The sequence below is a fragment of the Pectobacterium polaris genome (genome assembly GCF_002307355.1).
GTDB classification, from domain to species: domain Bacteria; phylum Pseudomonadota; class Gammaproteobacteria; order Enterobacterales; family Enterobacteriaceae; genus Pectobacterium; species Pectobacterium polare.
In genome coordinates this window covers 3,150,457-3,174,366 of the sequence record NZ_CP017481.1, presented here as the reverse complement: position 1 = coordinate 3,174,366, position 23,910 = coordinate 3,150,457, and the positions used below count along the sequence as shown (strand labels likewise).

Below are 23,910 nucleotides of genomic sequence, written 5' to 3'. Positions count from 1 at the left end.
TCTTATTACCATTCGTGATAAATTCATCAGCTATTTTTCGTTCACCAGCAGGCTACCGCACATCATGAGAGTGAGACTTTCCTTTCATATCAAATTATTTATCTATTTGATCGTCTTCTTCTCTTCGTTACTTCTGATGACGGGTATTTATTATTATCACGATATCGATAAGCAGCTCTATTCCGAGCTGGGTACACGAGCGCAGGTACAGGCCAGAGAAATCGCCATCATTCCGTCCCTAATTGAGTCGGTGAAGAATAAAGACATTAAGCAGATAAGCACGCTCGTCCAGCAATTGAAGCTGCGCAGCGACGCCAGCTATATCGTGATCGGGGATAATCAGGCGCATCACCTGTTTCATTCTGAAGATGCCAGCCTTGTCGGCACGCAGATGGTGGGCGGTGATAATGTTGAGGTTCTCGCTGGGAAAAGCACGATCACCGTGCGCCGGGGCGGTATTGGCATTTCTCTACGCAGCAAAGCGCCGATCGTGGCTGACGGTCAGGTTATTGGTATTGTCTCCGTCGGCTATCTGAAAACCCATATCGATAACCTGACATTCAGTAAACTGGCGCATATCCTACTGGCGATTCTGGCAATGTTTGTTGCTCTGTTTATCTTCTCCTGGTGGTTCTCGCGTAATCTGAAGAAACAGATGTTTGGCCTCGAACCGCTTGAGATTCGTATGCTGGTCAGGCAGCAGAAGGCGCTGCTTGAATCGATCTATGAAGGGGTGATCGCCATCGATAAGCAGCACCGCATTGCCGCCATTAACCATGCCGCCAAAGAAATCCTAGGGCTGAACGAACCGTCCTATCTGTTGCGCGGCAAGCCGATTGATACCGTCATTAAACCCGTGCCCTTCTTCTCCGGCGAGACCATGTGGAACAGCGACACCCACGATGAAATCTGTCGTTTTAACCACGCCACCGTGATTGCCAGCCGGGTGCGGATTATGCTGGAGGATGAACTTCAGGGTTGGGTCATCAGCTTCCGCAGTAAAAACGATATTCATACGCTTAGCATGCAACTCAGTCAGGTGAAACGTTACGCGAATAGTCTGCGCATTTTGCGCCACGAGCAGCTGAACTGGACGGCGACGCTGGCCGGACTGCTGCACCTAAAACGCTATGACGAAGCCATCAAATATATTGAAGCGCAGTCGGAAAGCGCGCAGGTGGTGTTGGATTTTGTTTCGCGCCGCTTCTGTTCGCCGGCGCTGTGCGGGCTGCTGCTGGGCAAGTACGCGACAGCACGGGAAAAAGGCATTGAGATTGTTTTCGACCCACGCTGCCAGCTCACCCACATTCCCCCCGCGCTGAGCGAAACGGAGCTGATGTCCATCATTGGTAATTTGCTGGATAACGCGATGGAAGCCACATTAGCCACCACCGCGCCACACTATCCTGTCGAGGTGTACATCTATAACAGCGAACAAGAGCTGGTCATTGAAATCGCCGATCAGGGAACGGGTATCGATCCGGCCATTGCCGATAGCCTGTTTGAAATGGGCGTGACCAGCAAAACGCAGGGCGATCACGGGCTGGGGCTGCATCTGGTCGCCAGCTACGTCAATCAGGCTCAGGGAATGATCGAAGTCTCGGCCAACCAGCCGAATGGCAGCATATTTTCCCTATTTATTCCGATGTCCCCCCCATAATTTGAGCGGCAGCGTATTGAATAACGCACAGACCGCTTGAGGTATAGCGGACACACTATTTTATAATTCAGAGACTAACAGGGATTTACACCATGCAGCACACTGAACATTTCGATGTTTTAATCGTTGAAGATGAAAGTAAGCTGGCAAATATTCATGCTGAATTTATTGAGAAACATTTCAATCTGCGTGTCGTAGGGATTGCCGCTACGCTTTTTGAAGCCAAAAAGCTCCTTCAGCAGCACAGGCCGCGCCTGATCCTGCTGGATAACTATTTGCCTGACGGCGAAGGGGTGTCGCTGATTGAAAGCCAACTACTAAAAGGGATGGATTGTTCCGTCATCTTTATTACCGCCGCCAGCGATATGAATACCTGCGCTCAGGCGATTCGCTGCGGGGCCTTTGACTACATTATCAAACCGCTTTCCTACCCACGGCTGCGCTCTTCGCTGGAGCGATTTATTCAATTCGTGAAAACCCAGCACACTTACAAAATTGTCGATCAGCAGAACGTCGATATTCTCTATCAGCTGCAATCGTCCGGCACAGCCACCTCCTCATCAGCAAAAGGCATTGAAGAGAACACGCTGGGGCTGATCAAGCAGATTTTTGCCAACGATGGCGGCGATACACTCTTTTCTGTCGATGATATCGTCGAAAAAACCGGACTCAGTAAAACGACGGCGCGCCGTTACCTAGAGTTCTGCGTTGAAAATCAGTTCCTCGATATCGAAATGCGTTACGGCAAGATTGGTCATCCACGTCGGCTGTATCGCACAAAAAGCAGCGGCTAGATCTTGTAGCCCTGTCCTATGACGGCGAGGTTAGCCGTCATAGGGCATCCAGCGCAGCCAGACGATGATGTACGATAAAAATTGAGATAAAAGTCAGATAAAGTAATAACGTCATTCACTACTTGGGTACGCGTCAGCAATATTACGTCCAAACTTAACTATTCGTTATTTTCATCCTACTTATATTTCAATATATGTCTAAATTAACCCATTTCCTCTCAAGTTTTTAAAAATTAAAAAAACAATCACGATTTTCTGTGTTTATTCTTATAACGGTTAACATAACGCAGATTGGTAATTCAACCGGTGCCTGCTGTGCAGTTGTCCAAAAATAAGAGAGAAGCCTCACAAATTATTATTAGTTTCTTCACTCACACTAAAAAAAACCACTATAAATCCGATAAGCATTATGGGTCATACCTTGATTGATTTTTTACCTGACACCAGTAATTCATCCCCGGAGAGACGTCATGTTCTTAGCCAAAAAAATTAGAAATCTTAAAATATCCCAAAAGCTGTATCTTGGGTTTGGGGTGATCCTGCTACTGGTCATCATTGCATCGCTACTGAGCGCAGGTCGCTTCAGAGAAATTCGTGATATCTATGAAAAAACCAATCTTATTTACAACATCAACATCGAAGTCTTTCAGGCCAAAATAAACCGCCTGAAGTATTTTTATTCGTATGAAGAGAAGTCGCGTGAAACCATGGCGGGCTTCGTTAAACATGCATCGGAGTTAACCACGGAAGCGAAAACGCTCTCATGGAGTCCAGAAGGCGCGCCCCTCGTCAACGATCTCGGCCAGAATCTGACCGAATTCCAGAACGCGATCACCGAGATGGGGAAAGCCACGCAGCGCGTGGTAGAAAATCGCGACAAAATCAGCGCCGCCAACGGTCAAAACATTACTACGGATTTTTACGCCAAACTGCGCCAGCAGCCTTCTGATAGCACGACGCAATATCAGGCTGAAGATTTGGCAGCGCAGGTTTCAGAACTCAAGCAGTTATCCTATGAACTACAGCTTAAGCAAAATGCCGATGCCGCGAAGAAGCTTGATGAGGCTTTTGGTCGCTTTGACAGCAGCTATCAGGCCGCCACTGCGGCACTGACGCCTGAACAACAGGTCGCCGCCGAGGGCCTGCGAAGCTATGTCACCAGCTATAAAAAGCTCAACGCTGACTACTTCCAGAGCATCAACGGCCTGAAAAAAGCCGAAGACGGCGTGAAGGTCGGCGGAGATAAAAGCAGCGCCTCCATTAAAGCGCTTATCGCTATCGTCAAAGAGAAGAATGACGCACTGGCATACGGTTCCGCGACTATCACGATGATCATTGGCCTCATCGCCATCGTGATCGGCATTATCATCTCGCTGCTGATTACCCGCCAAATCACCCGCCCTGTGATTCACAACCTTTCTCTGGCGGAAAAAATCGCCGCAGGCGATCTAACCTCAACCATCGTGGCCGATCGCGATGATGAGCTGGGTCAGCTAACGGCCGCCATGGGGAGAATGAACGAAAAGCTGCGCCATATGATCAGCGATGTGCGTGACAGCGTGGACAGCGTGTCAACCTCTGCGGCCAAGATTGCCGCGGGTAATAGCGACCTCTCCTCGCGCACCGAGCAGCAGTCTGCCGCCGTAGTAGAAACCGCCGCCAGTATGGAAGAACTGACGTCGACCGTGAAAAACAACGCCGAGAACGCCAAACAGGCGAGCCAAATCAGTACCGAAGCCTCGCAAAATGCGCACAAAGGCGGCGAAGTGGTTCGGAATGTGGTTGATACCATGTCAGGCATTTCAGACAGCTCACGGAAGATTGCCGACATTACTGCCGTTATCAACAGCATTGCGTTCCAGACCAATATTCTGGCGCTGAACGCCGCGGTAGAAGCCGCGCGAGCCGGTGAGCAAGGCCGTGGATTTGCCGTGGTTGCCAGCGAGGTGCGGACACTTTCTCAACGCACCTCGCAAGCCGCAAAAGAAATCGCCAGCCTGATATCTGAATCAGTGTCGCGTATTAATGTGGGTACGCAGTTAGTCGCCAATGCGGGAACGGCGATGGATCAGATTGTCTCCTCTGTCTCGCGGGTTAACGACATCATGGGGGAAATTGCCTCCGCCTCCGATGAGCAAAGCCGCGGCATTGAGCAAATCTCCCGTGCCATCAGCGAACTGGACACCACCACACAGCAGAATGCAGCGCTGGTGATGGAATCCTCGATCTCCGCTAACTCGCTGGAAGAACAGTCTGCGATACTGGAAAGCATGGTAGCGAATTTCCGCCTATCCGATCACGAAGGGCGCAAATCCAAAACAAGTCTCTCAGGTTTACCGCCACAGCAGAAACGCCTGCCGCCTGCATCAAAACAGTCGCAGGACTCAGGCTGGACAACGTTCTAACTCCTAACTTCTAACGTTCGATCCCTCAGCCCTGATATGACGTCAGGGCTGAATTCACCAATAGAATATTATTTCAATGATAAATAAATCGTTAAATAATCAGTAAGCTACGTTATTTTGGCCGTATTCCCATAAAAGACTATGCATTTGCACAGCCCGCTTTGATACCCATCACAAAATGTTATTATCCCCTACTTTGGCTCTAACATCGTGATAAGAAAACCCGATAACTCATAGTAGTTACAGTAGTTAGAAACGACATCGTCGTTAACAGTGAAATAATCGTTAGCAATAAAACCGTAGTCATTATTACTAAAATCGTTATACATGGAGAGTTATAATGCAGAATCTTGCTAGTCGAATCCGTAACACAAAAATCGCACATAAACTGTATGCGGGATTTGGCATTATTTTATTACTCGTTATTGTTGCCTCATCGCTTAGTACAAAAAGATTTAAAGACATCAAAGATATCTATGAAAAAACCAATCTTATTTACAGCATCAATATTGAGGTATTTCAGGCAAAAATAAACCGCGTGAAATATTTCTACGCCCCCGATGAGAAGACAAAAGATATTCTGGCGAAATTTGTTAAAAGCGCGACAGACTTAACAGACAGCGCAAAAACTCTGGCCTGGAGCGCCGATGAGTTAGGCCACATCAATAGCTTAAAAGAAAACTTAGAGGGCTTTCAGACATCGGTATCCGGTATGTCTGTTGCAACACAAAAAGCGGTTGGGATTCAGGGAAAAATGAATCAGCTGCATGCACAAGCCACGCTGGAACCTGTTGCACAGACCATTCATAGCACCAGCTCATTCCCCGATAACGATGCTTATTACGCGATGAGCAGATTGGCTTTCTTGTTAAGTGAAGTGCAAAAGCTGAGTTATGAGCTGCAAATAACAAAAGATGAGAAAACAATCACTGCACTGAATAACCGTTATGCGGAAACGGAATCAGCCTATCAGGCCTTACCGATTTTACCTGCCGATCTGAAAGGTCAGGCTGACGCATTGCGAAATTACATCAAGCAATATCAACAGATTAATGCAGACTATTACACCGCTTTTGATGACGTGAAAAAAGCAGAATATCTGGTCATGAGAGCAGGAACGAAAAGCAGCGCAGACATCAACGCGCTGACGGCCATTATCAAAGCGAAAAACGATGAACTGGCCTATAACTCCGCCACCATTACCATGATTATCGGTCTCATCGCCGTCATCATCGGTATCATTATTTCGATCTACATCACCCGGATTATCACCAGACCCATCATCCATAACCTGTCGCTGGCGGAACGTATTGCCAGTGGCGATCTAACCACCTCAATTCAGACCGATCGCCACGATGAACTGGGGCGACTCACTCACGCGATGGGGACGATGAATGAACAGCTGCGTCACGTTATCTCCGAAGTGCGGGATAGCGTCGGTAGCGTCAGCCAGTCGGCAAGCAAAATTGCCACAGGCAATAGCGATCTATCATCGCGCACCGAGCAGCAGTCGGCAGCCGTCGTTGAAACCGCGGCTAGCATGGAAGAATTGACGTCAACGGTGAAAAACAACGCCGACAACGCCAAACATGCCAGCCAGATCGCTGCCGATGCCTCCAAGAATGCGCTGAAAGGCGGCGAAGTCGTGAAACAGGTTGTGACGACCATGGACAATATCGCGGCCAGCTCCAAAAAAATCGCCGATATTACTACCGTCATCAATAGCATTGCTTTCCAGACCAACATTCTGGCGCTGAACGCGGCGGTGGAAGCCGCGCGTGCCGGTGAACAAGGACGTGGTTTTGCCGTGGTCGCAGGCGAAGTTCGCAGTTTATCGCAGCGCAGCTCTCAGGCCGCCAAAGACATTGAGTCCCTGATCGCAGAGTCCGTTGAGCGCACCAATGCGGGGAGTCATCTTGTGGCGGTTGCAGGAGAAACCATGGAGCAAATCGTCGATTCCGTTTCCCGCGTGAACGACATCATGGGAGAAATTTCCTCCGCCTCTGAAGAACAGAGTCGGGGAATTGGGCAAATTGCACAGGCGATCAGTGAACTGGACACCACGACGCAGCAGAACGCCTCGCTGGTAATGGAATCCTCCATTTCTGCCAACTCGCTGGAAGAACAGGCCGTGCTGTTGGAGAAGCTGCTTGAGCACTTCCGAGTGTCCCAATCGGATAACCGCGCGGGCTCACGCCCATCATCCTCTACGTCACGACACGCGCTGCCAAAACGTGTGTCAACGACAGACAAAAAAGCCGCATCGTCAGAAGGCGACTGGACGTCGTTTTAACACCTCTCGCCCGGATGCTTCACACACATCCGGGCGTATCAGAACCCCTGTTGCGGTATCAAAAAATCGTGGCAAACATCGTGGCAAATAAAGCAGCACGCATTGCGGTTAGCGCGACAAACCCTCGTTCAGCGGCATCGTTGAAGGATTAGGGTACTGATACTCAAACCCAAGTTCATGGCAGATACGCTGCCCATCAACAATCTTCCCCTGATCGCTGTCGGTTACGGGTGCAAACTGCGGCGGAGACAGGTGCAATCTGCGCGCCTGCTCAGGGTAAAAATCCTGTTTGGCCGGATGTTCTGGCGCACACAGGTTATAGATATGCCCACCGTTTGGTAGCTTAAGTAGCAGCAGGATCGCCGCCAGCACATCTTCCTGATGCACCAGATTCACGCCCTGGTTACCGCGCGGCAGATTGGTTTTGCCCGCAAGGAAACGCCCAGGATGGCGTTCACCGCCGACCAGCCCCGCAAGACGCAAGATATCCACGGAGGTATCAGGTAGATGCTGCAACCACTGTTCGAGGGACACCAGCGTTTTCCCTGCTACCGTCGTCGGCTGTAGCGGCGAGTTTTCTTTTGCCGTGCCGCTGCTATCGCCATAAACCGAGGTTGAACTGGTGAAGATAATACGCGGGACATGAAACACACGCGCCATATTCACCAGTTGCTGTACCGCTTGCGCATACCCTTCGCCCCCTTCCGCCGTTCGGCTGGCGGGCAAGGTCACGATCAACACGTCAACCTGTAATAGCGCGCTAAGCTCGTCTGCGTCGCATTCCAGTTCCGGCGTCAGCGCCAGTTGATAGCACTCAATGCCGCTCATTCGCGCCGCTTCCACGCCATCCTGAGTGGTTTTCGTCCCTGTCACGTGGTAGCCGTGCCCATTCAGCGCCAGAGCCAGTGGCATACCCAACCAGCCCAATCCAACAATCGATACTTTTTTCATTGCCATCCCCCTCATGAGGAATCATCTTACTTCGGCTATCGTGGTGCTAATAAGATAAACGATGCTCACCCTATGATGCTAAACCGTCATTATAGCTGTTCATCACCTTTAGCAGGAGAGCGATAATATTTGATGGGACAAGAGACAACAACTTGATGGGATAACATGCAGCGGTTAATCAGAGAAAACGTTGGGGCGTGCATTAGCATCCCCAACGTGAATAGAATGAACGATTAATCATTAAAACATTGATATGTCCATAGTGAATTCGTATGGTTTGCTATATCGAGGATAGATGCTAATTGAGCAATATGCACCTGACGTTAGTTTCTCTGCCGAAGAACTAAACACTGGGCCAATATTATTTAACACATATCCCGCTGTAAATTTACATTTCTCTCCAGCTTTGTTTTGATATGTAACATTTGTCGAATATTGGCTGTAGGTATTGTACATCGGAAAAGAGCCTGTTTGCGTGGCACCTTTAGTTACTAAAGATGGGAATGTTGCATTCCAATCCTGTGCGACTCTTACCAGTTCTTCACCTCCATAAACAGAATATTTAATTACTGCTGGCCTTGTTGTTTCAGCGATAACATCAGCAATGGAGAAAGAACCATAGAGCGCCAGCGCTCCTATCATTAAGCAAGATCGTACACTGTATTTCATTTCTATATCCTTATATTAATCACATAAATTAACTTCTACTTTTTATTAGCAATGGGAAATATTTCTCCACACTACGACCTTAACGTTATAAAAAACCAATCACACTATTAGTTTGATAGCTATATCATTCCAGCAATAATTTAAATACACATTTCAGACAGTGACTATTATGTCGCATCACTAATTTTTCTCGTTCTCACAAGAATCATTAAATTAGTGATGCGTATAAGACCAACTCTTATGAAATATCTTACAACTTCCCCAAAGAGAATTAAATTAGCATTTAATAAAAAAACAAAATCATGCATTCATAGAATTATCATTTATTATCCTTATCGTTAACTTCAATATAGTTTATATCCATTATTATCTATTAGATTTTGATACTCATGTGCTTTGTTCGCCCCCCGCTCTTTCAACTCAACTGCTCACACAACAATGCGTACCCCCAATCAGCGCTAAAAAAGAGTTGCACGAGGGCCCATACATGGTTTAGGTTATCTAGTAAGCAGCAGCTATTGATTTAACAATCATTGACACAACAAAGAGACAACTTATGACACGCGTTCTGTTTAACCACCATCATCACCATCATCCTGATTAGTCTTTCGGGCAGTTGGTGCTGGAAGACGTTAAGATCTTCCAGTGGCGCAGAACACAAAGAGAGCCCTCGGAAGATCAACTTCCGAGGGTTTTTTTATGCGCGCTCTATTTCCAAAAATTTAAATTTGACAGGTTAATGAGGTTTCCATGCTGGATAAAACACGTTTACGGATAGCAATGCAGAAGTCAGGCCGCCTGAGCGACGATTCACGCGAACTGCTGGCACGCTGTGGGATCAAAATCAACTTACAGCAACAGCGTCTGATCGCGTTCGCAGAGAATATGCCGATTGATATCCTGCGCGTACGCGATGACGATATCCCCGGTTTGGTGATGGATGGCGTGGTCGATCTGGGCATCATCGGCGAAAACGTGCTGGAAGAAGAGCTGTTAAACCGTCGTGCACAGGGCGAAGATCCGCGTTACTTCACGCTGCGTCGTCTGGATTTCGGCGGTTGCCGCCTGTCGCTGGCGATGCCGCTGGACGAAGCCTATACCGGTCCTGAATGTCTGCAAAACAAACGTATCGCCACCTCTTATCCTCACCTGCTCAAACAATATCTCGACAGACAATCTGTCAATTTCAAATCCTGTCTGCTCAACGGTTCCGTCGAAGTAGCACCGCGTGCCGGTCTGGCCGATGCTATCTGCGATCTGGTATCAACCGGTGCCACGCTGGAAGCCAACGGACTGCGCGAAGTCGAAGTTATTTACCGTTCCAAGGCCTGCCTGATTCAGCGCGACGGTGAAATGCCAGCAGAGAAACAGCAGCTAATCGACAAACTGCTGACCCGTATGCAAGGCGTAATTCAGGCACGTGAATCAAAATACATCATGCTGCACGCGCCTAGCGAACGTCTGGACGAAATCATTGCCCTGTTGCCTGGTGCCGAGCGCCCGACCATTCTGCCGCTGGCCGGCGATCAGCGTCGTGTTGCCATGCACATGGTCAGTAGCGAAACGCTGTTCTGGGAAACCATGGAGAAGCTGAAATCATTAGGTGCCAGCTCCATTCTGGTCCTGCCTATTGAAAAAATGATGGAGTGATGACGATGGCTGACAACACCAAAAGCACTGGCAGCTTCAGCACGCTCGTTGACTGGCAGCGCTGTTCAGTAGAAGAGCAGCGTCAGCTACTGACTCGTCCGGCGATTTCCGCGTCAGATCGCATTACCGCTGTCGTGAGCGATATTCTGGCAAACGTGAAAAGTCGTGGTGATAACGCCTTACGCGACTACAGCGCGCAGTTCGATAAGGTTCAGGTGAATGCGATTCGCGTCACCGAGGCTGAGATCGCTGCCGCCTCCGCCCGTCTGGGCGATGAAGTAAAACAGGCGATGGCGATCGCCGTGCGTAATATCGAGACATTCCACAACGCGCAAAAGCTGCCAGTTGTCGATATCGAAACGCAGCCAGGCGTACGTTGCCAGCAGCTCACTCGCCCCATCGCAACCGTCGGACTGTATATTCCTGGGGGCTCTGCCCCGCTGCCGTCAACCGTGCTGATGCTGGGAACGCCTTCACGCATCGCTGGCTGTGGTCGCGTGGTGCTGTGCTCACCGCCGCCGATTGCCGATGAAATTCTGTATGCCGCACAGCTGTGTGGCATTAAAGAAGTCTTTCAGCTCGGTGGCGCGCAAGCGATTGCCGCGATGGCGTTTGGCACCGAGAGCGTGCCAAACGTGGATAAGATTTTTGGCCCCGGCAACGCATATGTGACGGAAGCCAAGCGTCAGGTTAGCCAGCAGCTTGATGGCGCAGCCATTGATATGCCCGCTGGGCCATCCGAAGTTCTGGTGATCGCCGACAGTGGTGCAACGCCTGCGTTTGTCGCTTCCGACCTGTTATCACAGGCAGAGCATGGCCCGGACTCACAGGTCATTCTGCTCACGCCTGACGCAGCAATGGCTAAGGCCGTGGCGGACGCCGTTGAAGAACAGCTCAAGCAGCTGTCCCGTGCAGACATCGCGCGTCAGGCGCTTGCCAGCAGCCGCGTCATCGTTGCGCGTGATTTGGCACAGTGCATTGAAATCAGCAATCAATATGGCCCAGAGCACCTGATCATCCAGACGCGCGACGCCGAGTCACTGGTTGATAGCATCACCAGCGCAGGTTCCGTGTTCCTTGGCGACTGGTCACCGGAATCCGCTGGCGACTACGCCTCCGGCACCAACCATGTTCTGCCGACCTATGGCTATACCTCGACCTATTCAAGCCTGGGTCTGGCAGATTTCCAGAAGCGCATGACCGTACAGCAGCTCACGCCGCAGGGGTTACTGCAACTGGCGCCGACCATAGAAATATTGGCACAGGCCGAACAGCTGACCGCCCACAAAAACGCCGTTACCCTGCGTGTTGCAGCACTGAAGGAGCAAGCATGAGCAGCATTGAAGAACTGGCACGTGCCAACGTCCGTGCGTTGACCCCCTACCAATCTGCCCGTCGTCTGGGTGGGAACGGCGATGTCTGGTTGAATGCCAATGAATATCCTCAAGCGCCGGAATTTCAGTTAACGCTGCAAACGCTGAACCGCTACCCAGAATGTCAGCCGGTCACCGTGATCAGCCGTTACGCCGAGTATGCTGGCGTAACGCCGGAGCAGGTTCTGGTCAGCCGCGGTGCCGACGAAGGTATCGAGCTGCTGATCCGCGCGTTCTGCGAACCGGGGAAAGACGCCATCCTGTTCTGTCCGCCAACCTACGGCATGTACGCCGTCAGCGCCGAAACATTTGGCGTGGAACGTCGCACCGTAGCCAGTAAAGCAGACTGGCAGTTGGATCTCGACGCGATTGAAGCGCAGCTGGATGGCACGAAGGTCATTTACGTGTGCAGCCCGAACAACCCGACCGGGAATCTGATTGCACGGGAAGATTTACGCCAGTTGCTCACGCTGGCACAGGGCAAAGCGCTGGTCGTTATCGATGAGGCCTATATTGAATTCTGTCCGCAGGCGACCACCTCAGTCTGGCTGGCCGAGTTTCCTCATTTGGTGATTCTGCGTACCTTGTCAAAAGCCTTTTCACTCGCTGGGCTGCGCTGTGGCTTCACGCTGGCAAACCCTGAAGTGATTCAGCTTCTGCTGAAGGTGATTGCCCCTTATCCGCTGTCCACCCCAGTGGCCGATATCGCCGCACAGGCGCTGAGCCACGAAGGGATCGCTAAAATGAAGGCGAATGTTGAGGAAATTACCTCCGCTCGCCGCTGGCTAAGCGGTGCCTTAAAAGACATTCCCTGCATTGAAGAAATCTTCCCCAGCGAGAGTAACTATCTGCTGGTGCGCTTTACCGCCTCCCCTTCTGTATTTAAAACGCTGTGGGATCAAGGCATTATTCTGCGTGACCAAAATAAGCAACCGAGCCTCGCTGGCTGTTTGCGCATTACTATCGGCAACCGCTACGAATGTGAACGCGTTGTTGCTGCATTACAATCATTGCCGGGCATCAACGCTTAATTTTAAGGAGCTCACGTGGGCCAGAAATACCTCTTTATCGACCGTGACGGAACATTGATTGCTGAACCGCCTGAGGATTTTCAGGTTGACCGTCTGGATAAACTGGCGCTGGAACCAGATGTCATCCCCTCACTGCTGGCGCTGCAAAAAGCGGGCTATACGCTGGTGATGATCACCAATCAGGATGGTCTGGGAACCGATAGTTTTCCGCAGGAAACCTTCGATCCACCGCACAACCTGATGATGCAGATTCTGACATCACAGGGTATCCATTTTGAGCACGTGCTGATTTGCCCGCATTTACCGGCGGATAACTGCACCTGCCGCAAACCCAAAACCGAACTGGTGACCGCCTATTTGAATAATGGCCTGATGGATGTGGCGAATAGCTACGTCATCGGCGACCGCCAGACCGATATTCAACTGGCGCAGAATATGGGCATAACCGGCCTGCTCTACCAACGCGGTGGACTGAACTGGCAAGCGATTACCAACCAGCTGACCAAGCGTGACCGTCATGCGCACGTCAACCGCGTCACGCGTGAAACCGCGATTGATGTGAACGTCTGGCTGGATCAGGAAGGCGGCAGCAAAATCAACACCGGCGTCGGCTTCTTCGATCACATGCTGGATCAAATCGCCACACACGGCGGGTTCCGCATGAACATTGAAGTGAAAGGTGACCTGTACATTGACGATCACCACACGGTGGAAGATACCGGTCTGGCGCTGGGCGAAGCCTTGAATAAAGCGCTGGGCGACAAACGCGGCATTGGTCGCTTTGGCTTCGTCCTACCGATGGATGAGTGTCTGGCACGCTGTGCGCTGGATATTTCAGGCCGTCCGCATCTGGAATACAAAGCGGAATTCAGCTACCAGCGCGTCGGCGACCTGAGTACGGAAATGGTCGAACACTTCTTCCGCTCGCTGTCTTATTCCATGGCCTGTACGCTGCACCTGAAAACCAAGGGGCGTAACGATCATCACCGCGTGGAAAGCCTGTTTAAAGTCTTCGGACGCACGTTGCGTCAGGCCATTCGCGTCGAGGGTGATACGCTGCCGAGCTCTAAAGGAGTGCTCTGATGAAGGTCGTCATTCTTGATACCGGCTGCGCTAACCTCTCTTCGGTGACCTACGCCGTGCAGCGGTTGGGGTATACGCCCGTTGTAAGCCGCGAGGCCGAGATTGTCCTGCAAGCGGACAAGCTGTTTCTGCCGGGCGTTGGTACTGCGCAGGCCGCGATGAATCAACTGGAAGAGCGTGACCTGATTGCGTTGATCAAGGCCTGTACCCAGCCCGTTCTCGGCATTTGCCTCGGCATGCAGTTGCTGGGCACAAACAGCGACGAAAACGGCGGCATCCCTACACTAGGGATTGTCGATACGCCAGTGAAAAAGATGGTTGACCACGGCTTGCCGCTGCCGCATATGGGCTGGAATCAAGTCATTCCAAAGGCCGGACATCGCTTGTTCCGCGATATCGATGACGGTGCCTATTTCTATTTCGTTCACAGCTATGCCATGCCGGTCTGCGAAAACACGATTGCACAAGCCAACTATGGCGAAGCCTTCACCGCCGCGCTGGAAAAAGATAACTTCTTTGGCGTGCAGTTCCACCCTGAGCGTTCGGGTGCTGCGGGCGCGCAGCTGCTGAAAAACTTTCTGGAGATGTAGAACGTCATGATTATTCCCGCATTAGATCTGATTGATGGACAGGTTGTCCGTCTGCATCAGGGTGATTATGGCCAACAGCGCCAGTACGGCAGCGATCCGCTCCCCCGCTTGCAGGATTACCAGCAACAAGGTGCAGGTGTACTGCATTTGGTGGATTTGACCGGTGCAAAAGATCCTTCTGCCCGCCAGATCCCGCTGTTAACCACGCTGCTGGCTGGCGTTAGCGTACCGGTTCAGATCGGCGGCGGTATCCGCACCGAGCAGGACGTAGAAGCGCTATTAAAAGCCGGTGCCAGCCGTGTCGTTATCGGCTCCACCGCGGTTAAGCAGCCGGAACTCGTTCAGCAATGGTTCACCCGCTACGGTGCAGAAGCGCTGGTGCTGGCCTTGGACGTGCGTATCGACACCAACGGCACGAAGTTCGTCGCCATCAGCGGCTGGCAGGAAAATTCAGACGCCACGCTTGAGCAGGTCGTCGAACAATATCTGCCGTTTGGCCTGAAGCATGTACTCTGTACCGACATTTCCCGTGACGGTACGCTGAGCGGCTCCAATGTCGAGCTCTATCGTGAAATCAGCCAGCGCTACCCGCAGATTGCCTTTCAGGCATCCGGCGGCATCGGTAATCTGACAGATATCGCCAATTTACGCGGCAGCGGTGTGCAGGGCGTGATCGTGGGTCGTGCGCTGCTGGAAGGTAAATTCAACGTCGCGGAGGCTATTTCATGCTGGCAAAACGGATAATTCCCTGCCTGGACGTGCGTAACGGTCAGGTTGTTAAAGGCGTACAGTTCCGCAATCACGAAATCATCGGTGACATCGTCCCGCTGGCGCAGCGCTACGCGCAGGAAGGGGCCGATGAGTTAGTCTTTTATGACATCACCGCCTCTTCCGATGGCCGTGTGGTCGATAAAAGCTGGGTATCCCGTGTCGCGGAAGTGATTGATATTCCTTTCTGCGTGGCAGGCGGCATTAAAAGCGTGGAAGAAGCAGGTCAAATCCTCTCTTTCGGCGCGGATAAAATCTCCATCAACTCACCGGCGCTGGCCGACCCTGAGCTGATCACTCGCCTGGCCGATCGCTATGGTGTGCAGTGCATCGTCGTCGGGATTGATACCTGGCACGATGCGGCGACGGGCCTCTACCATGTCAATCAATACACAGGCGATGAAGCGCGCACCAAAGTCACCACCTGGGAAACGCTGGATTGGGTAGAAGAAGTGCAGAAGCGCGGTGCGGGTGAGATTGTCCTGAACATGATGAATCAGGACGGCGTGCGCAACGGCTACGATTTACACCAGTTAAATCTGGTGCGTGATGTCTGCAATGTCCCGCTTATTGCTTCCGGCGGCGCAGGCACCATGGAACATTTTCTGGATGCATTCCAAACCGCCCACGTTGATGGCGCGCTGGCCGCATCGGTGTTTCACAAGCAAATTATTAATATTGGCGAACTGAAACAATATCTTAAGCAACAGGGTGTGGAGATTCGAGTGTGTTAAGCGAAGCAGTTTTTCTAAACGACGAACAACGAAACCAACTCGATTGGGAAAAAACAGACGGCATGCTGCCAGTTATCGTGCAACATGCGGTGTCCGGTGAAGTGTTAATGCTGGGCTACATGAATCAGGATGCCTTACAGGCCACAGAAGAAAGCGGTAAGGTCACGTTTTTCTCGCGTACCAAGCAGCGGTTGTGGACGAAAGGCGAATCTTCCGGCCATTTCCTGAATGTCGTCTCTATCACGCCAGACTGCGATAACGACACGCTGCTGATTCTGGTTAATCCTATCGGCCCAACCTGTCACCTTGGCACCAGCAGCTGTTTCTCGCCTGCTGCCAGCGACTGGACGTTCCTCTATCAGTTAGAGCAACTGCTGGCCGAACGTAAGCATGCTGACCCGGATAGTTCTTACACTGCACGTCTGTATGCCAGCGGCACCAAACGCATTGCGCAGAAAGTCGGTGAGGAAGGATTGGAAGCGGCATTAGCAGCGACGGTGCATGACCGCGAAGAACTGACCAACGAAGCCGCTGATTTAATGTACCACCTGCTGGTGCTGTTGCAGGATCAGGATTTAGATCTGGCGACCATCATCAATCGCCTCAAAGATCGCCACAATAAGTAAACCTGTTCCCGCGTTATCAGTCGTTGATAGCGCGGGATGATATATCCGATGTCAGATAACCACGTCATAACGACGGAAGTGCGGAGAAGATGATGGTTATAAGACTAGTCCTGATATAGATTGACAGTTTTCTGCCTGTAAAACGCCTGATGAACCTCATCGGGCGTTTTGTATTTCAGGGCCAGATGTGGCCGCTCATGGTTATAAATCGCCACAGATTCTTTTACCATTTTCCTCGCTTGTGCCAGATTAGCTGGGCGCGAGAGTAAAAACTCATTTTTCAGGATGCCGTTTATCCGTTCAGCCAGCGCATTCTGGTAGCAGTCATAACCCTCTGTCATTGAACAGGTTATCCCATTGCTCTCATGTACCGACTGGTAAAGCGCTGAACAGTATTGTAGCCCTCTGTCAGAGTGGTGTATCAACAGCCCTTTTGTTTTTCTTTGTCGTAATGCCTGTTTGAAGGCTTTTACCACATTTTCAGTTTGCAGATTATCCCCTACATGGTAACCCATGATTTTTCTGGAACAGGCATCTGTGACCAAACTCAGGTAGACCGTGCCACTGCGTACTGGTAGATAAGTAATATCGGCGACCCAGACTTGCTCCGGCTGAAGGGCAGTAACCTGTTCGGGGCCAGGCTTCAGCAAGTTCGGATGCCGGTAAAAACGATGATGGCTGTTGGTCGTTTTGTGGTATGCCTGCTTTACGGGTACCAGAAGCCGGTGTTTACCCAGCAGGCTAAACAGGCGGTCACGCCCGATATTGAGTGTTTCACCTGCCTGACGGTTCAACAGAGAGTGGAGTTTGCGTGTGCCTATACGTGGCTGACGGCACCGAACTCGGGCAATAAAATCAAGAACCTGACTATTGTGTTCATGTCGTTTATTGCACCTTGCATTATGCTGGTACCATGCCTGTCTGCTGTGCCCCAGGAGCTGGCATGCGCGTGTCACGGTGACTTTTGGGACCTGACTCTGCGCAAGGACTTGCCGGGCCGCTTTTTTACGACACTTACCCCGTAATCATTTTTCAGGACGTTGATAACAGATTCAAAAAACTCAGCTTTCTGAGTTCGCCAGCTTAAGCTGCTCTTCAAGTTCTTTGATTCTTTGCTCGGGTGTAAGTGGGGTATTTGTCTGAGCCACAGGCAGTTTCCTCTTCATCAGGTCAGGAAGTCCGGGACTCCAGTCAAGCTGGCCATATTTACGCAGCCAGACAAGAACGGTGGAGCGCCCCTGAATGCCATATCGCTGCTGGGCCTGTTTATAGGTCATCTCGCCTTTTTCGACCTGTTCAACGACGGCTATTTTAAAGGATAGAGGATAATCACGTTGGGTACGTTTGAACTCAGTCATCATCACGTTCTTCGTATTTAAATCAGGAACGTGTCAACGCTATTCAGGACGGGTCAATAAATGTAAAAAAGCACCCTAGATGGGTGCTTTTATAAGGCTGGTATTTAAGACTAACGATTAGCCGTAAATATTAGCGCGGTCGCGGAGTTCCTTGCCCGGTTTAAAGTGAGGGACGTACTTACCTTCCAACTCAACTTTGTCACCCGTTTTCGGATTACGACCTACACGCGGTGCACGGTAGTGAAGTGAAAAACTGCCAAACCCACGGATTTCAATACGGTCGCCTTCGGCTAGCGTAGAAGCCATTTGTTCGAGCATTTCTTTCACTGCATCCTCAACCACTTTGGCTGGGATATGAGATTGCTGTCCAGCAAGCCTTTCAATAAGTTCAGACTTGGTCATAGCTCCTCCAAGTGCGGTTATCAATAACCAGGATAACTGACTACCGTTACAAGAATGAGCAACTTACGTTGCTCATTCCACCGTAGTGATTACTCGCCTTTAGCTGCTTTGAACGCTTCTGCCATCGCGCTGGAGAAATTGTTTTCTTCCGGCTTGTTGTTAACAGTTGCGATTGCATCTTTCTCGTCAGCTTCGTCTTTCGCACGAACAGACAGGCTAACAACGCGGTTTTTACGATCAACACCGGTGTATTTCGCTTCAACGCTGTCGCCAACGCTCAATACCAGTGTTGCATCTTCAACGCGGTCACGTGAAGCGTCAGAAGCACGCAGATAGCCTTCAACACCGTCTGCTAATTCAACTGTAGCACCTTTGGCGTCAACTGCTGTAACTTTACCAGTAACAATAGCACCTTTCTTGTTAACAGACAGGTAGTTATTGAACGGGTCTTCAGACAGTTGTTTCACACCCAGGGAGATACGCTCGCGCTCTGCGTCAACTTGCAGAACAACAGCGGCGATTTCATCACCTTTCTTGAATTCGCGAACGGCTTCTTCGCCAGCAACGTTCCAAGAGATGTCGGACAGGTGAACCAGACCGTCGATGCCGCCGTCCAGACCGATGAAGATACCAAAGTCAGTGATAGACTTGATTTTACCTTCAACGCGGTCGCCCTTGTTGTGGGTTTCTGCGAACAGCTGCCATGGGTTAGATTTGCACTGTTTCAGGCCCAGAGAGATACGACGACGTTCTTCGTCGATGTCCAGAACCATAACTTCCACTACATCACCAACGTTAACAACTTTGGATGGGTGGATGTTTTTGTTGGTCCAATCCATTTCGGAAACGTGCACCAGACCTTCAACGCCTTCTTCGATTTCAACGAAGCAGCCGTAGTCAGTCAGGTTGGTTACGCGGCCAGTCAGACGCGTGCTTTCTGGGTAACGCTTAGCGATAGCGACCCATGGATCTTCGCCCAGCTGTTTCAGACCCAGAGACACACGGGTACGTTCGCGGTCGAATTTCAGCACTTTAACAGTGATTTCGTCGCCCACATTGACGATTTCGCTTGGATGTTTAACACGTTTCCAAGCCATATCAGTGATATGCAGCAGGCCATCAACGCCGCCCAGATCAACGAATGCACCGTAGTCAGTAAGGTTCTTAACGATACCTTTAACTTCCATGCCTTCCTGCAGGTTTTCCAGCAGTTGATCGCGCTCAGCACTGTTTTCAGATTCGATAACTGCACGGCGGGAAACAACAACGTTGTTGCGTTTCTGATCCAGCTTGATAACTTTGAACTCAAGCTCTTTGCCTTCCAGATGCAGCGTGTCGCGAACCGGACGAACGTCTACCAGAGAACCTGGCAGGAACGCACGAATGCCGTTCAGCTCAACAGTGAAACCGCCTTTAACTTTACCGTTGATAATACCGGTAACCGTTGCAGCTTCTTCGTAAGCTTTTTCCAGCGTCAGCCATGCTTCATGACGTTTAGCTTTTTCGCGAGAAAGCAGCGTTTCACCGAAGCCATCTTCGATAGCGTCCAGAGCAACGTCAACTTCATCACCGACCTGAATTTCCAATTCGCCTTGTGCGTTCTTGAATTGCTCTACCGGAATGGCAGATTCAGATTTCAGACCGGCGTCAACCAGTACGACATCTTTATCAATAGCAACAACAACACCACGTACGATGGAACCAGGACGGGTTTCGATTTCTTTCAGGGATTCTTCAAAGAGTTGAGCAAAAGATTCAGTCATGTTTGATAATCTTAAGGGTTTCAATTTAACGTCCATCTGGCATCCTGCTCGATGGGGTTGTTTAACATGCCCCGCTGTGCATCCTTACAGCGAGGTAAAAATTCGGTTTTCTGTGATTACGCTAAAATTTCGCGGGCATAAGCCAACGCGCGCGCTATCACTTCATCGATTGTCATTTCCGTTGAATCCAGCACCAACGCATCGGCAGCAGGCACTAACGGCGCAACGGGGCGGCTACGATCGCGCTCATCCCGTTCTTTTATCTCAGACAAAAGACGTTCAAAGTTAACATTAAAGCCCTTCCCCTGCAACTGTAGCATGCGACGTTGTGCACGTTCTTCCGCACTGGCATCCAAAAAAATCTTCACTGGGGCATCAGGAAAGACTACCGTTCCCATGTCTCGGCCATCAGCAATCAACCCCGGAGCCTCGCGAAATGCACGCTGCCGACGTAATAATGCTTCACGAACGCGAGGGAAAGCCGCGGCCTGAGACGCCGTATTGCCTACCGCTTCAGTACGAATTTCATGGCTAACGTCTTCGCCTTCCAGGATAACTTTCAGCTGCCCGTCTTCTGCAACAAAACGCACATCAAGATGAGAGGCCAGCGGAACCAGCGCGTCTTCCGAACCGATATCCACATGGTGGTGCAATGCCGCCAGAGCCAAAACACGATAGATAGCCCCCGAGTCCAGCAGGTTCCATTGTAAAGCTTCAGCCAATGCCTTACACAAGGTACCTTTGCCTGCGCCGCTCGGTCCGTCAACCGTAATTACCGGTGCCATCACCGTCATCTCTCTCTCCTTTAATACTGGGAAGTTCCGCTTATGCCGTTTTATGGCATCACGGAGCGTCATTATACGCATCAATACGGAGAAAGGTTACCCCAATGCCGGAATGGCGGGAAAAATAAGGCATTCTCTGAACGCGGTACGCAATTTCAGAAGAAAAGCTGAGCGTTGCTCGGAGAAATCGATAGAGAAAAAAGGCACGGAAACCGTGCCTTAGAGAGGAATCAAGCCAGCTCACTGAGGCGTGCCAGCTGTTCGAAGTAGTCAGGGAAGGTTTTAGCCGTACATTTCGGATCCAGAATCGTAACTGGCGTATCCGATAGCGCCACCAGCGAGAAACACATCGCCATACGGTGATCGTTGTACGTGCCGATTTCTGCCGCTTTCAGCTTGGTCGGCGGCGTAATGCGAATGTAGTCATTGCCCTCTTCCACTTCCGCGCCAACTTTACGCAATTCAATCGCCATTGCCGCCAGACGATCGGTTTCTTTCACGCGCCAGTTGTAGATATTACGCAGCGTAGTGGTGCCACCTTGAGCGAAAAGCGCCGCCGTTGCGATAGTCATCGCCGCATCAGGAATGTGATTCATATCCATGTCGATCGCGTGCAGATCACCGCGTTCGCATTCAATATAATCCTCACCCCAGCGCACGGTTGCGCCCATTTTTTCCAGCACATCAGCAAAGCGAATGTCGCCCTGTACGCTATTACGGCCTACGCCGGTCACACGCACAACACCGCCTTTAATCGCCGCTGCGGCCAGGAAGTAAGAAGCCGATGACGCATCGCCTTCCACCAGATAATCACCCGGTGAACGATACTGCTGACGACACGCCACGAAGAATCGCTGATAGTTTTCATGACGCACTTCAATGCCAAACGCTTTCATCATATGCAGCGTGATATCGATATACGGTTTGGAAACCAAATCGCCCTGAATGCTGATTTGCGTATCCTGCGCGGCCAGAGGTGCAGTCATCAACAGCGCGGTCAGGAATTGGCTTGATACGCTGCCATCTACGCTGATTTCGCCGCCCTGAAAACCGCCGTGCAGACGAAGCGGTGGGTAGTTTTCCTGCTCCAGATAGTCAATTTTCGCCCCGCCCTGACGCAGTGCATCGACTAGATGCCCGATCGGGCGCTCTTTCATCCGCGGTTCGCCTGTCAGCACAATGTCGCCATCGGTCAGACACAGCGCGGCAGCCAGTGGACGCATCGCTGTACCCGCATTCCCTAGAAACAGTTCCAGCGGTTGCGATGCTGTAAACGCACCACCCAGCCCCGTAATCTCACACACGGTCCGGTCAGACGACAGATGATATTCCACTCCCAACGCCGTTAGAGCGGTAAGCATGTGGCGGACATCGTCACTGTCTAACAGGTTAGTCAGCCGGGTCTTTCCTTCAGCCAAGGCTGCCAGCAAAAGCGCACGGTTAGAGACACTTTTTGAGCCAGGAAGGTTAAGAGTACCGTTAATCAGTTTGATGGGTTGTAGCGTCAGGGATTCCTGCATGTAAAGCCTATTCTTTGAACGTGGACATAAAAACCCCGGAAAGTCCGGGGCTGATCAAAATGTATCGAGGGGCGGTCTTAATCAACCGTGGCGACGAGCGAAGTCAGCCATGAATTCCGTCAGCGCTTTCACGCCTTCCAACGGCATCGCATTGTAGATAGAAGCACGCATGCCGCCTACTACGCGATGGCCTTTCAGCGCATGCAAACCTGCAGCGACTGATTCTTCCAGGAAGACTTTATCCAGCGCAGAGTCCGCCAGCAGGAACGGTACATTCATGCGAGAACGGTTCGCTATCGCGACGTCATTTCGATAGAAATCGTTACCGTCAATCGCGCTATACAGCAGGTCGGCTTTCTCTTGGTTACGTTTTTCCATTTCAGCCAGACCGCCGTACTCTTTCAGCCATTTGAAGACCATACCGGACAGGTACCAGGCAAAGGTCGGTGGCGTATTGAACATGGAGTCATTGTCCGCCAGAACCTGATAATCCAGAATCGATGGCAGCTCACGGCGCGCTTTGCCCAGCAAATCTTCACGTACGATAACCAGCGTCAGGCCAGCTGGGCCGATATTTTTCTGTGCGCCAGCATAGATCACGCCATAGCGGCTAACGTCAATACGGCGAGACAGGATGCTGGAAGAATAGTCGGCGACCACAATTTTATCGCCAAAATCCGGCTCTTCTTCGATCGCAATACCGTCAATGGTTTCATTTGGACAGTAATGTACAAACGCCGCATCATCAGACAATTTCCATTCGCGCATCGGCTTAATGCCGCGCAGATCGCCTACGCGCGTTTTCACATCAATCACGTTAGGCGTGCAGTACTTTTCTGCTTCATTGATTGCGCTGTGTGCCCAATATCCGCCGTCGATGTAGTCGGCCGTTGAGCGTTCGCCCAGGAGATTTAATGGCACTGCGGCGAATTGCGCACGAGCACCACCGTGGCAAAAAAGCACTTTGTAGTTGGAGGGGATTTTCAGCAAATCACGCAGATCTTGTTCGGATTCAGCGGCAACCTGCATAAACTCTTTACTGCGGTGGCTGATTTCCATAACCGATGTGCCCAGGCCATTCCAATTACACAATTCCTGTTCAGCACGACGCAGTACTTCAACCGGCAGCATTGCTGGACCGGCGCTAAAATTAAAAATCTGAGTCATTTCCCCTCACCACACCTGAAAAATAGCGGCTCTTTTTATCACCGTTGTTACAAATACCATTTTTATAAACCTGACGGTTATAAAAATACCGCTGTTACAAGATAGTAGTTATAACGGAACGACCGCCATAACCACACTACTTTTACCCTGCTATCGGTTTTATCACTCGTCAATCGCGGCTGCAACGCTTATTGCGCTTTCATTATGCAAAACGGCACGTTACGCAGTCTGTTCTTTTTCACTGTTGCCGATCGGTTATGAATAAATAGAGTCTGAACAGAAAAATCC

The 23,910-nt window shown here is 50.8% G+C and carries 20 protein-coding genes, 1 pseudogene and 1 other annotated feature; of the genes and pseudogenes, 13 read left to right on the top strand and 8 right to left on the bottom strand.

Translation table 11 applies throughout. The features are described 5' to 3' along the window. The first annotated feature begins 64 nt into the window (after positions 1–64). From BJJ97_RS14260 to BJJ97_RS14245, 4 genes are all read left to right on the top strand, one after another. Positions 65–1,660 carry an ATP-binding protein gene (locus BJJ97_RS14260; RefSeq protein WP_095994364.1) on the top strand — a complete coding sequence of 532 codons (1,596 nt, stop codon included), beginning with the start codon at positions 65–67 and terminating at the stop codon, positions 1,658–1,660. 92 nt (positions 1,661–1,752) lie between these two features. Further along, positions 1,753–2,454: a response regulator gene (locus BJJ97_RS14255; RefSeq protein ID WP_095994363.1), complete on the top strand. Its 702-nt coding sequence runs from the start codon at positions 1,753–1,755 to the stop codon at positions 2,452–2,454. Positions 2,455–2,924: 470 nt separating this feature from the next. Then, on the top strand, positions 2,925–4,859 hold the full coding sequence (locus BJJ97_RS14250) for a methyl-accepting chemotaxis protein (RefSeq protein ID WP_095994362.1): 1,935 nt from the start codon (positions 2,925–2,927) through the stop codon (positions 4,857–4,859). A gap of 340 nt (positions 4,860–5,199) precedes the next feature. Beyond that, positions 5,200–7,152, top strand: a complete 1,953-nt coding sequence (locus tag BJJ97_RS14245; RefSeq protein WP_095994361.1) for a methyl-accepting chemotaxis protein — start codon at positions 5,200–5,202, stop codon at positions 7,150–7,152. Between the two features lie 108 nt (positions 7,153–7,260). Here the strand turns inward: BJJ97_RS14245 and BJJ97_RS14240 are convergent, their stop codons facing one another. Both BJJ97_RS14240 and BJJ97_RS22000 read right to left on the bottom strand, forming a co-directional pair. Further along, positions 7,261–8,103, bottom strand: a complete 843-nt coding sequence (locus tag BJJ97_RS14240) for an SDR family oxidoreductase (RefSeq protein WP_095994360.1) — start codon at positions 8,101–8,103, stop codon at positions 7,261–7,263. 240 nt (positions 8,104–8,343) lie between these two features. Beyond that, positions 8,344–8,772, bottom strand: coding sequence for a hypothetical protein (locus tag BJJ97_RS22000; protein WP_125460907.1), 429 nt, complete (start codon positions 8,770–8,772; stop codon positions 8,344–8,346). A gap of 556 nt (positions 8,773–9,328) precedes the next feature. On the opposite strand from BJJ97_RS22000, the gene hisL reads away from it, so the two are divergent. The 9 genes from hisL to hisIE all read left to right on the top strand — a co-directional run bounded on the left by hisL (position 9,329) and on the right by hisIE (position 16,627). Next, positions 9,329–9,376, top strand: coding sequence for a his operon leader peptide (gene hisL, locus BJJ97_RS21995; protein ID WP_106389040.1), 48 nt, complete (start codon positions 9,329–9,331; stop codon positions 9,374–9,376). Further along, positions 9,352–9,473, top strand: a sequence feature (His leader region). (Overlaps the previous gene by 25 nt.) A gap of 49 nt (positions 9,474–9,522) precedes the next feature. Then, the gene (gene hisG, locus BJJ97_RS14235; protein ID WP_044204795.1) at positions 9,523–10,422 is read left to right on the top strand and encodes an ATP phosphoribosyltransferase; all 900 of its coding nucleotides are present in this window, start codon (positions 9,523–9,525) and stop codon (positions 10,420–10,422) included. Between the two features lie 5 nt (positions 10,423–10,427). Next, the gene (gene hisD / locus BJJ97_RS14230) at positions 10,428–11,756 is read left to right on the top strand and encodes a histidinol dehydrogenase (protein ID WP_095995376.1); all 1,329 of its coding nucleotides are present in this window, start codon (positions 10,428–10,430) and stop codon (positions 11,754–11,756) included. Next, on the top strand, positions 11,753–12,826 hold the full coding sequence (gene hisC / locus BJJ97_RS14225; RefSeq protein WP_095994359.1) for a histidinol-phosphate transaminase: 1,074 nt from the start codon (positions 11,753–11,755) through the stop codon (positions 12,824–12,826). Before hisD ends, hisC begins: the two co-directional genes overlap by 4 nt. A 15-nt stretch (positions 12,827–12,841) precedes the next feature. Next, positions 12,842–13,909, top strand: a complete 1,068-nt coding sequence (gene hisB / locus BJJ97_RS14220) for a bifunctional histidinol-phosphatase/imidazoleglycerol-phosphate dehydratase HisB (protein WP_039481352.1) — start codon at positions 12,842–12,844, stop codon at positions 13,907–13,909. Further along, positions 13,909–14,499, top strand: a complete 591-nt coding sequence (hisH, locus tag BJJ97_RS14215) for an imidazole glycerol phosphate synthase subunit HisH (RefSeq protein ID WP_014915086.1) — start codon at positions 13,909–13,911, stop codon at positions 14,497–14,499. The genes hisB and hisH overlap by 1 nt, the downstream gene beginning before the upstream one ends. Before the next feature lie 6 nt (positions 14,500–14,505). Continuing rightward, a complete protein-coding gene (hisA, locus tag BJJ97_RS14210) occupies positions 14,506–15,243 on the top strand; it encodes a 1-(5-phosphoribosyl)-5-[(5-phosphoribosylamino)methylideneamino]imidazole-4-carboxamide isomerase (RefSeq protein WP_095994358.1) in 738 nt (245 codons plus the stop codon). Then, positions 15,225–16,001, top strand: coding sequence for an imidazole glycerol phosphate synthase subunit HisF (gene hisF / locus BJJ97_RS14205; protein ID WP_095994357.1), 777 nt, complete (start codon positions 15,225–15,227; stop codon positions 15,999–16,001). Before hisA ends, hisF begins: the two co-directional genes overlap by 19 nt. Before the next feature lie 62 nt (positions 16,002–16,063). Next, positions 16,064–16,627, top strand: coding sequence for a bifunctional phosphoribosyl-AMP cyclohydrolase/phosphoribosyl-ATP diphosphatase HisIE (gene hisIE / locus BJJ97_RS14200; RefSeq protein WP_264372093.1), 564 nt, complete (start codon positions 16,064–16,066; stop codon positions 16,625–16,627). Positions 16,628–16,731: 104 nt separating this feature from the next. Here hisIE and BJJ97_RS14195 read toward each other — a convergent pair. The 6 genes and pseudogenes from BJJ97_RS14195 to serC form a co-directional block, all read right to left on the bottom strand. Next, positions 16,732–17,988, bottom strand: a pseudogene (locus tag BJJ97_RS14195) (IS3 family transposase). Positions 17,989–18,102: 114 nt separating this feature from the next. Next, complete coding sequence (ihfB, locus tag BJJ97_RS14190; protein ID WP_005967571.1) at positions 18,103–18,387, bottom strand: integration host factor subunit beta; 285 nt, start codon at positions 18,385–18,387, stop codon at positions 18,103–18,105. 89 nt (positions 18,388–18,476) lie between these two features. Continuing rightward, on the bottom strand, positions 18,477–20,150 hold the full coding sequence (gene rpsA, locus BJJ97_RS14185; RefSeq protein ID WP_095701896.1) for a 30S ribosomal protein S1: 1,674 nt from the start codon (positions 20,148–20,150) through the stop codon (positions 18,477–18,479). Positions 20,151–20,266: 116 nt separating this feature from the next. After that, positions 20,267–20,944 carry a (d)CMP kinase gene (cmk, locus tag BJJ97_RS14180; protein WP_010277170.1) on the bottom strand — a complete coding sequence of 226 codons (678 nt, stop codon included), beginning with the start codon at positions 20,942–20,944 and terminating at the stop codon, positions 20,267–20,269. Between the two features lie 221 nt (positions 20,945–21,165). Further along, on the bottom strand, positions 21,166–22,455 hold the full coding sequence (gene aroA / locus BJJ97_RS14175) for a 3-phosphoshikimate 1-carboxyvinyltransferase (RefSeq protein ID WP_095994355.1): 1,290 nt from the start codon (positions 22,453–22,455) through the stop codon (positions 21,166–21,168). Positions 22,456–22,536: 81 nt separating this feature from the next. Continuing rightward, a complete protein-coding gene (serC, locus tag BJJ97_RS14170; protein WP_095994354.1) occupies positions 22,537–23,622 on the bottom strand; it encodes a 3-phosphoserine/phosphohydroxythreonine transaminase in 1,086 nt (361 codons plus the stop codon). Between the last annotated feature and the right edge of the window lie 288 nt (positions 23,623–23,910).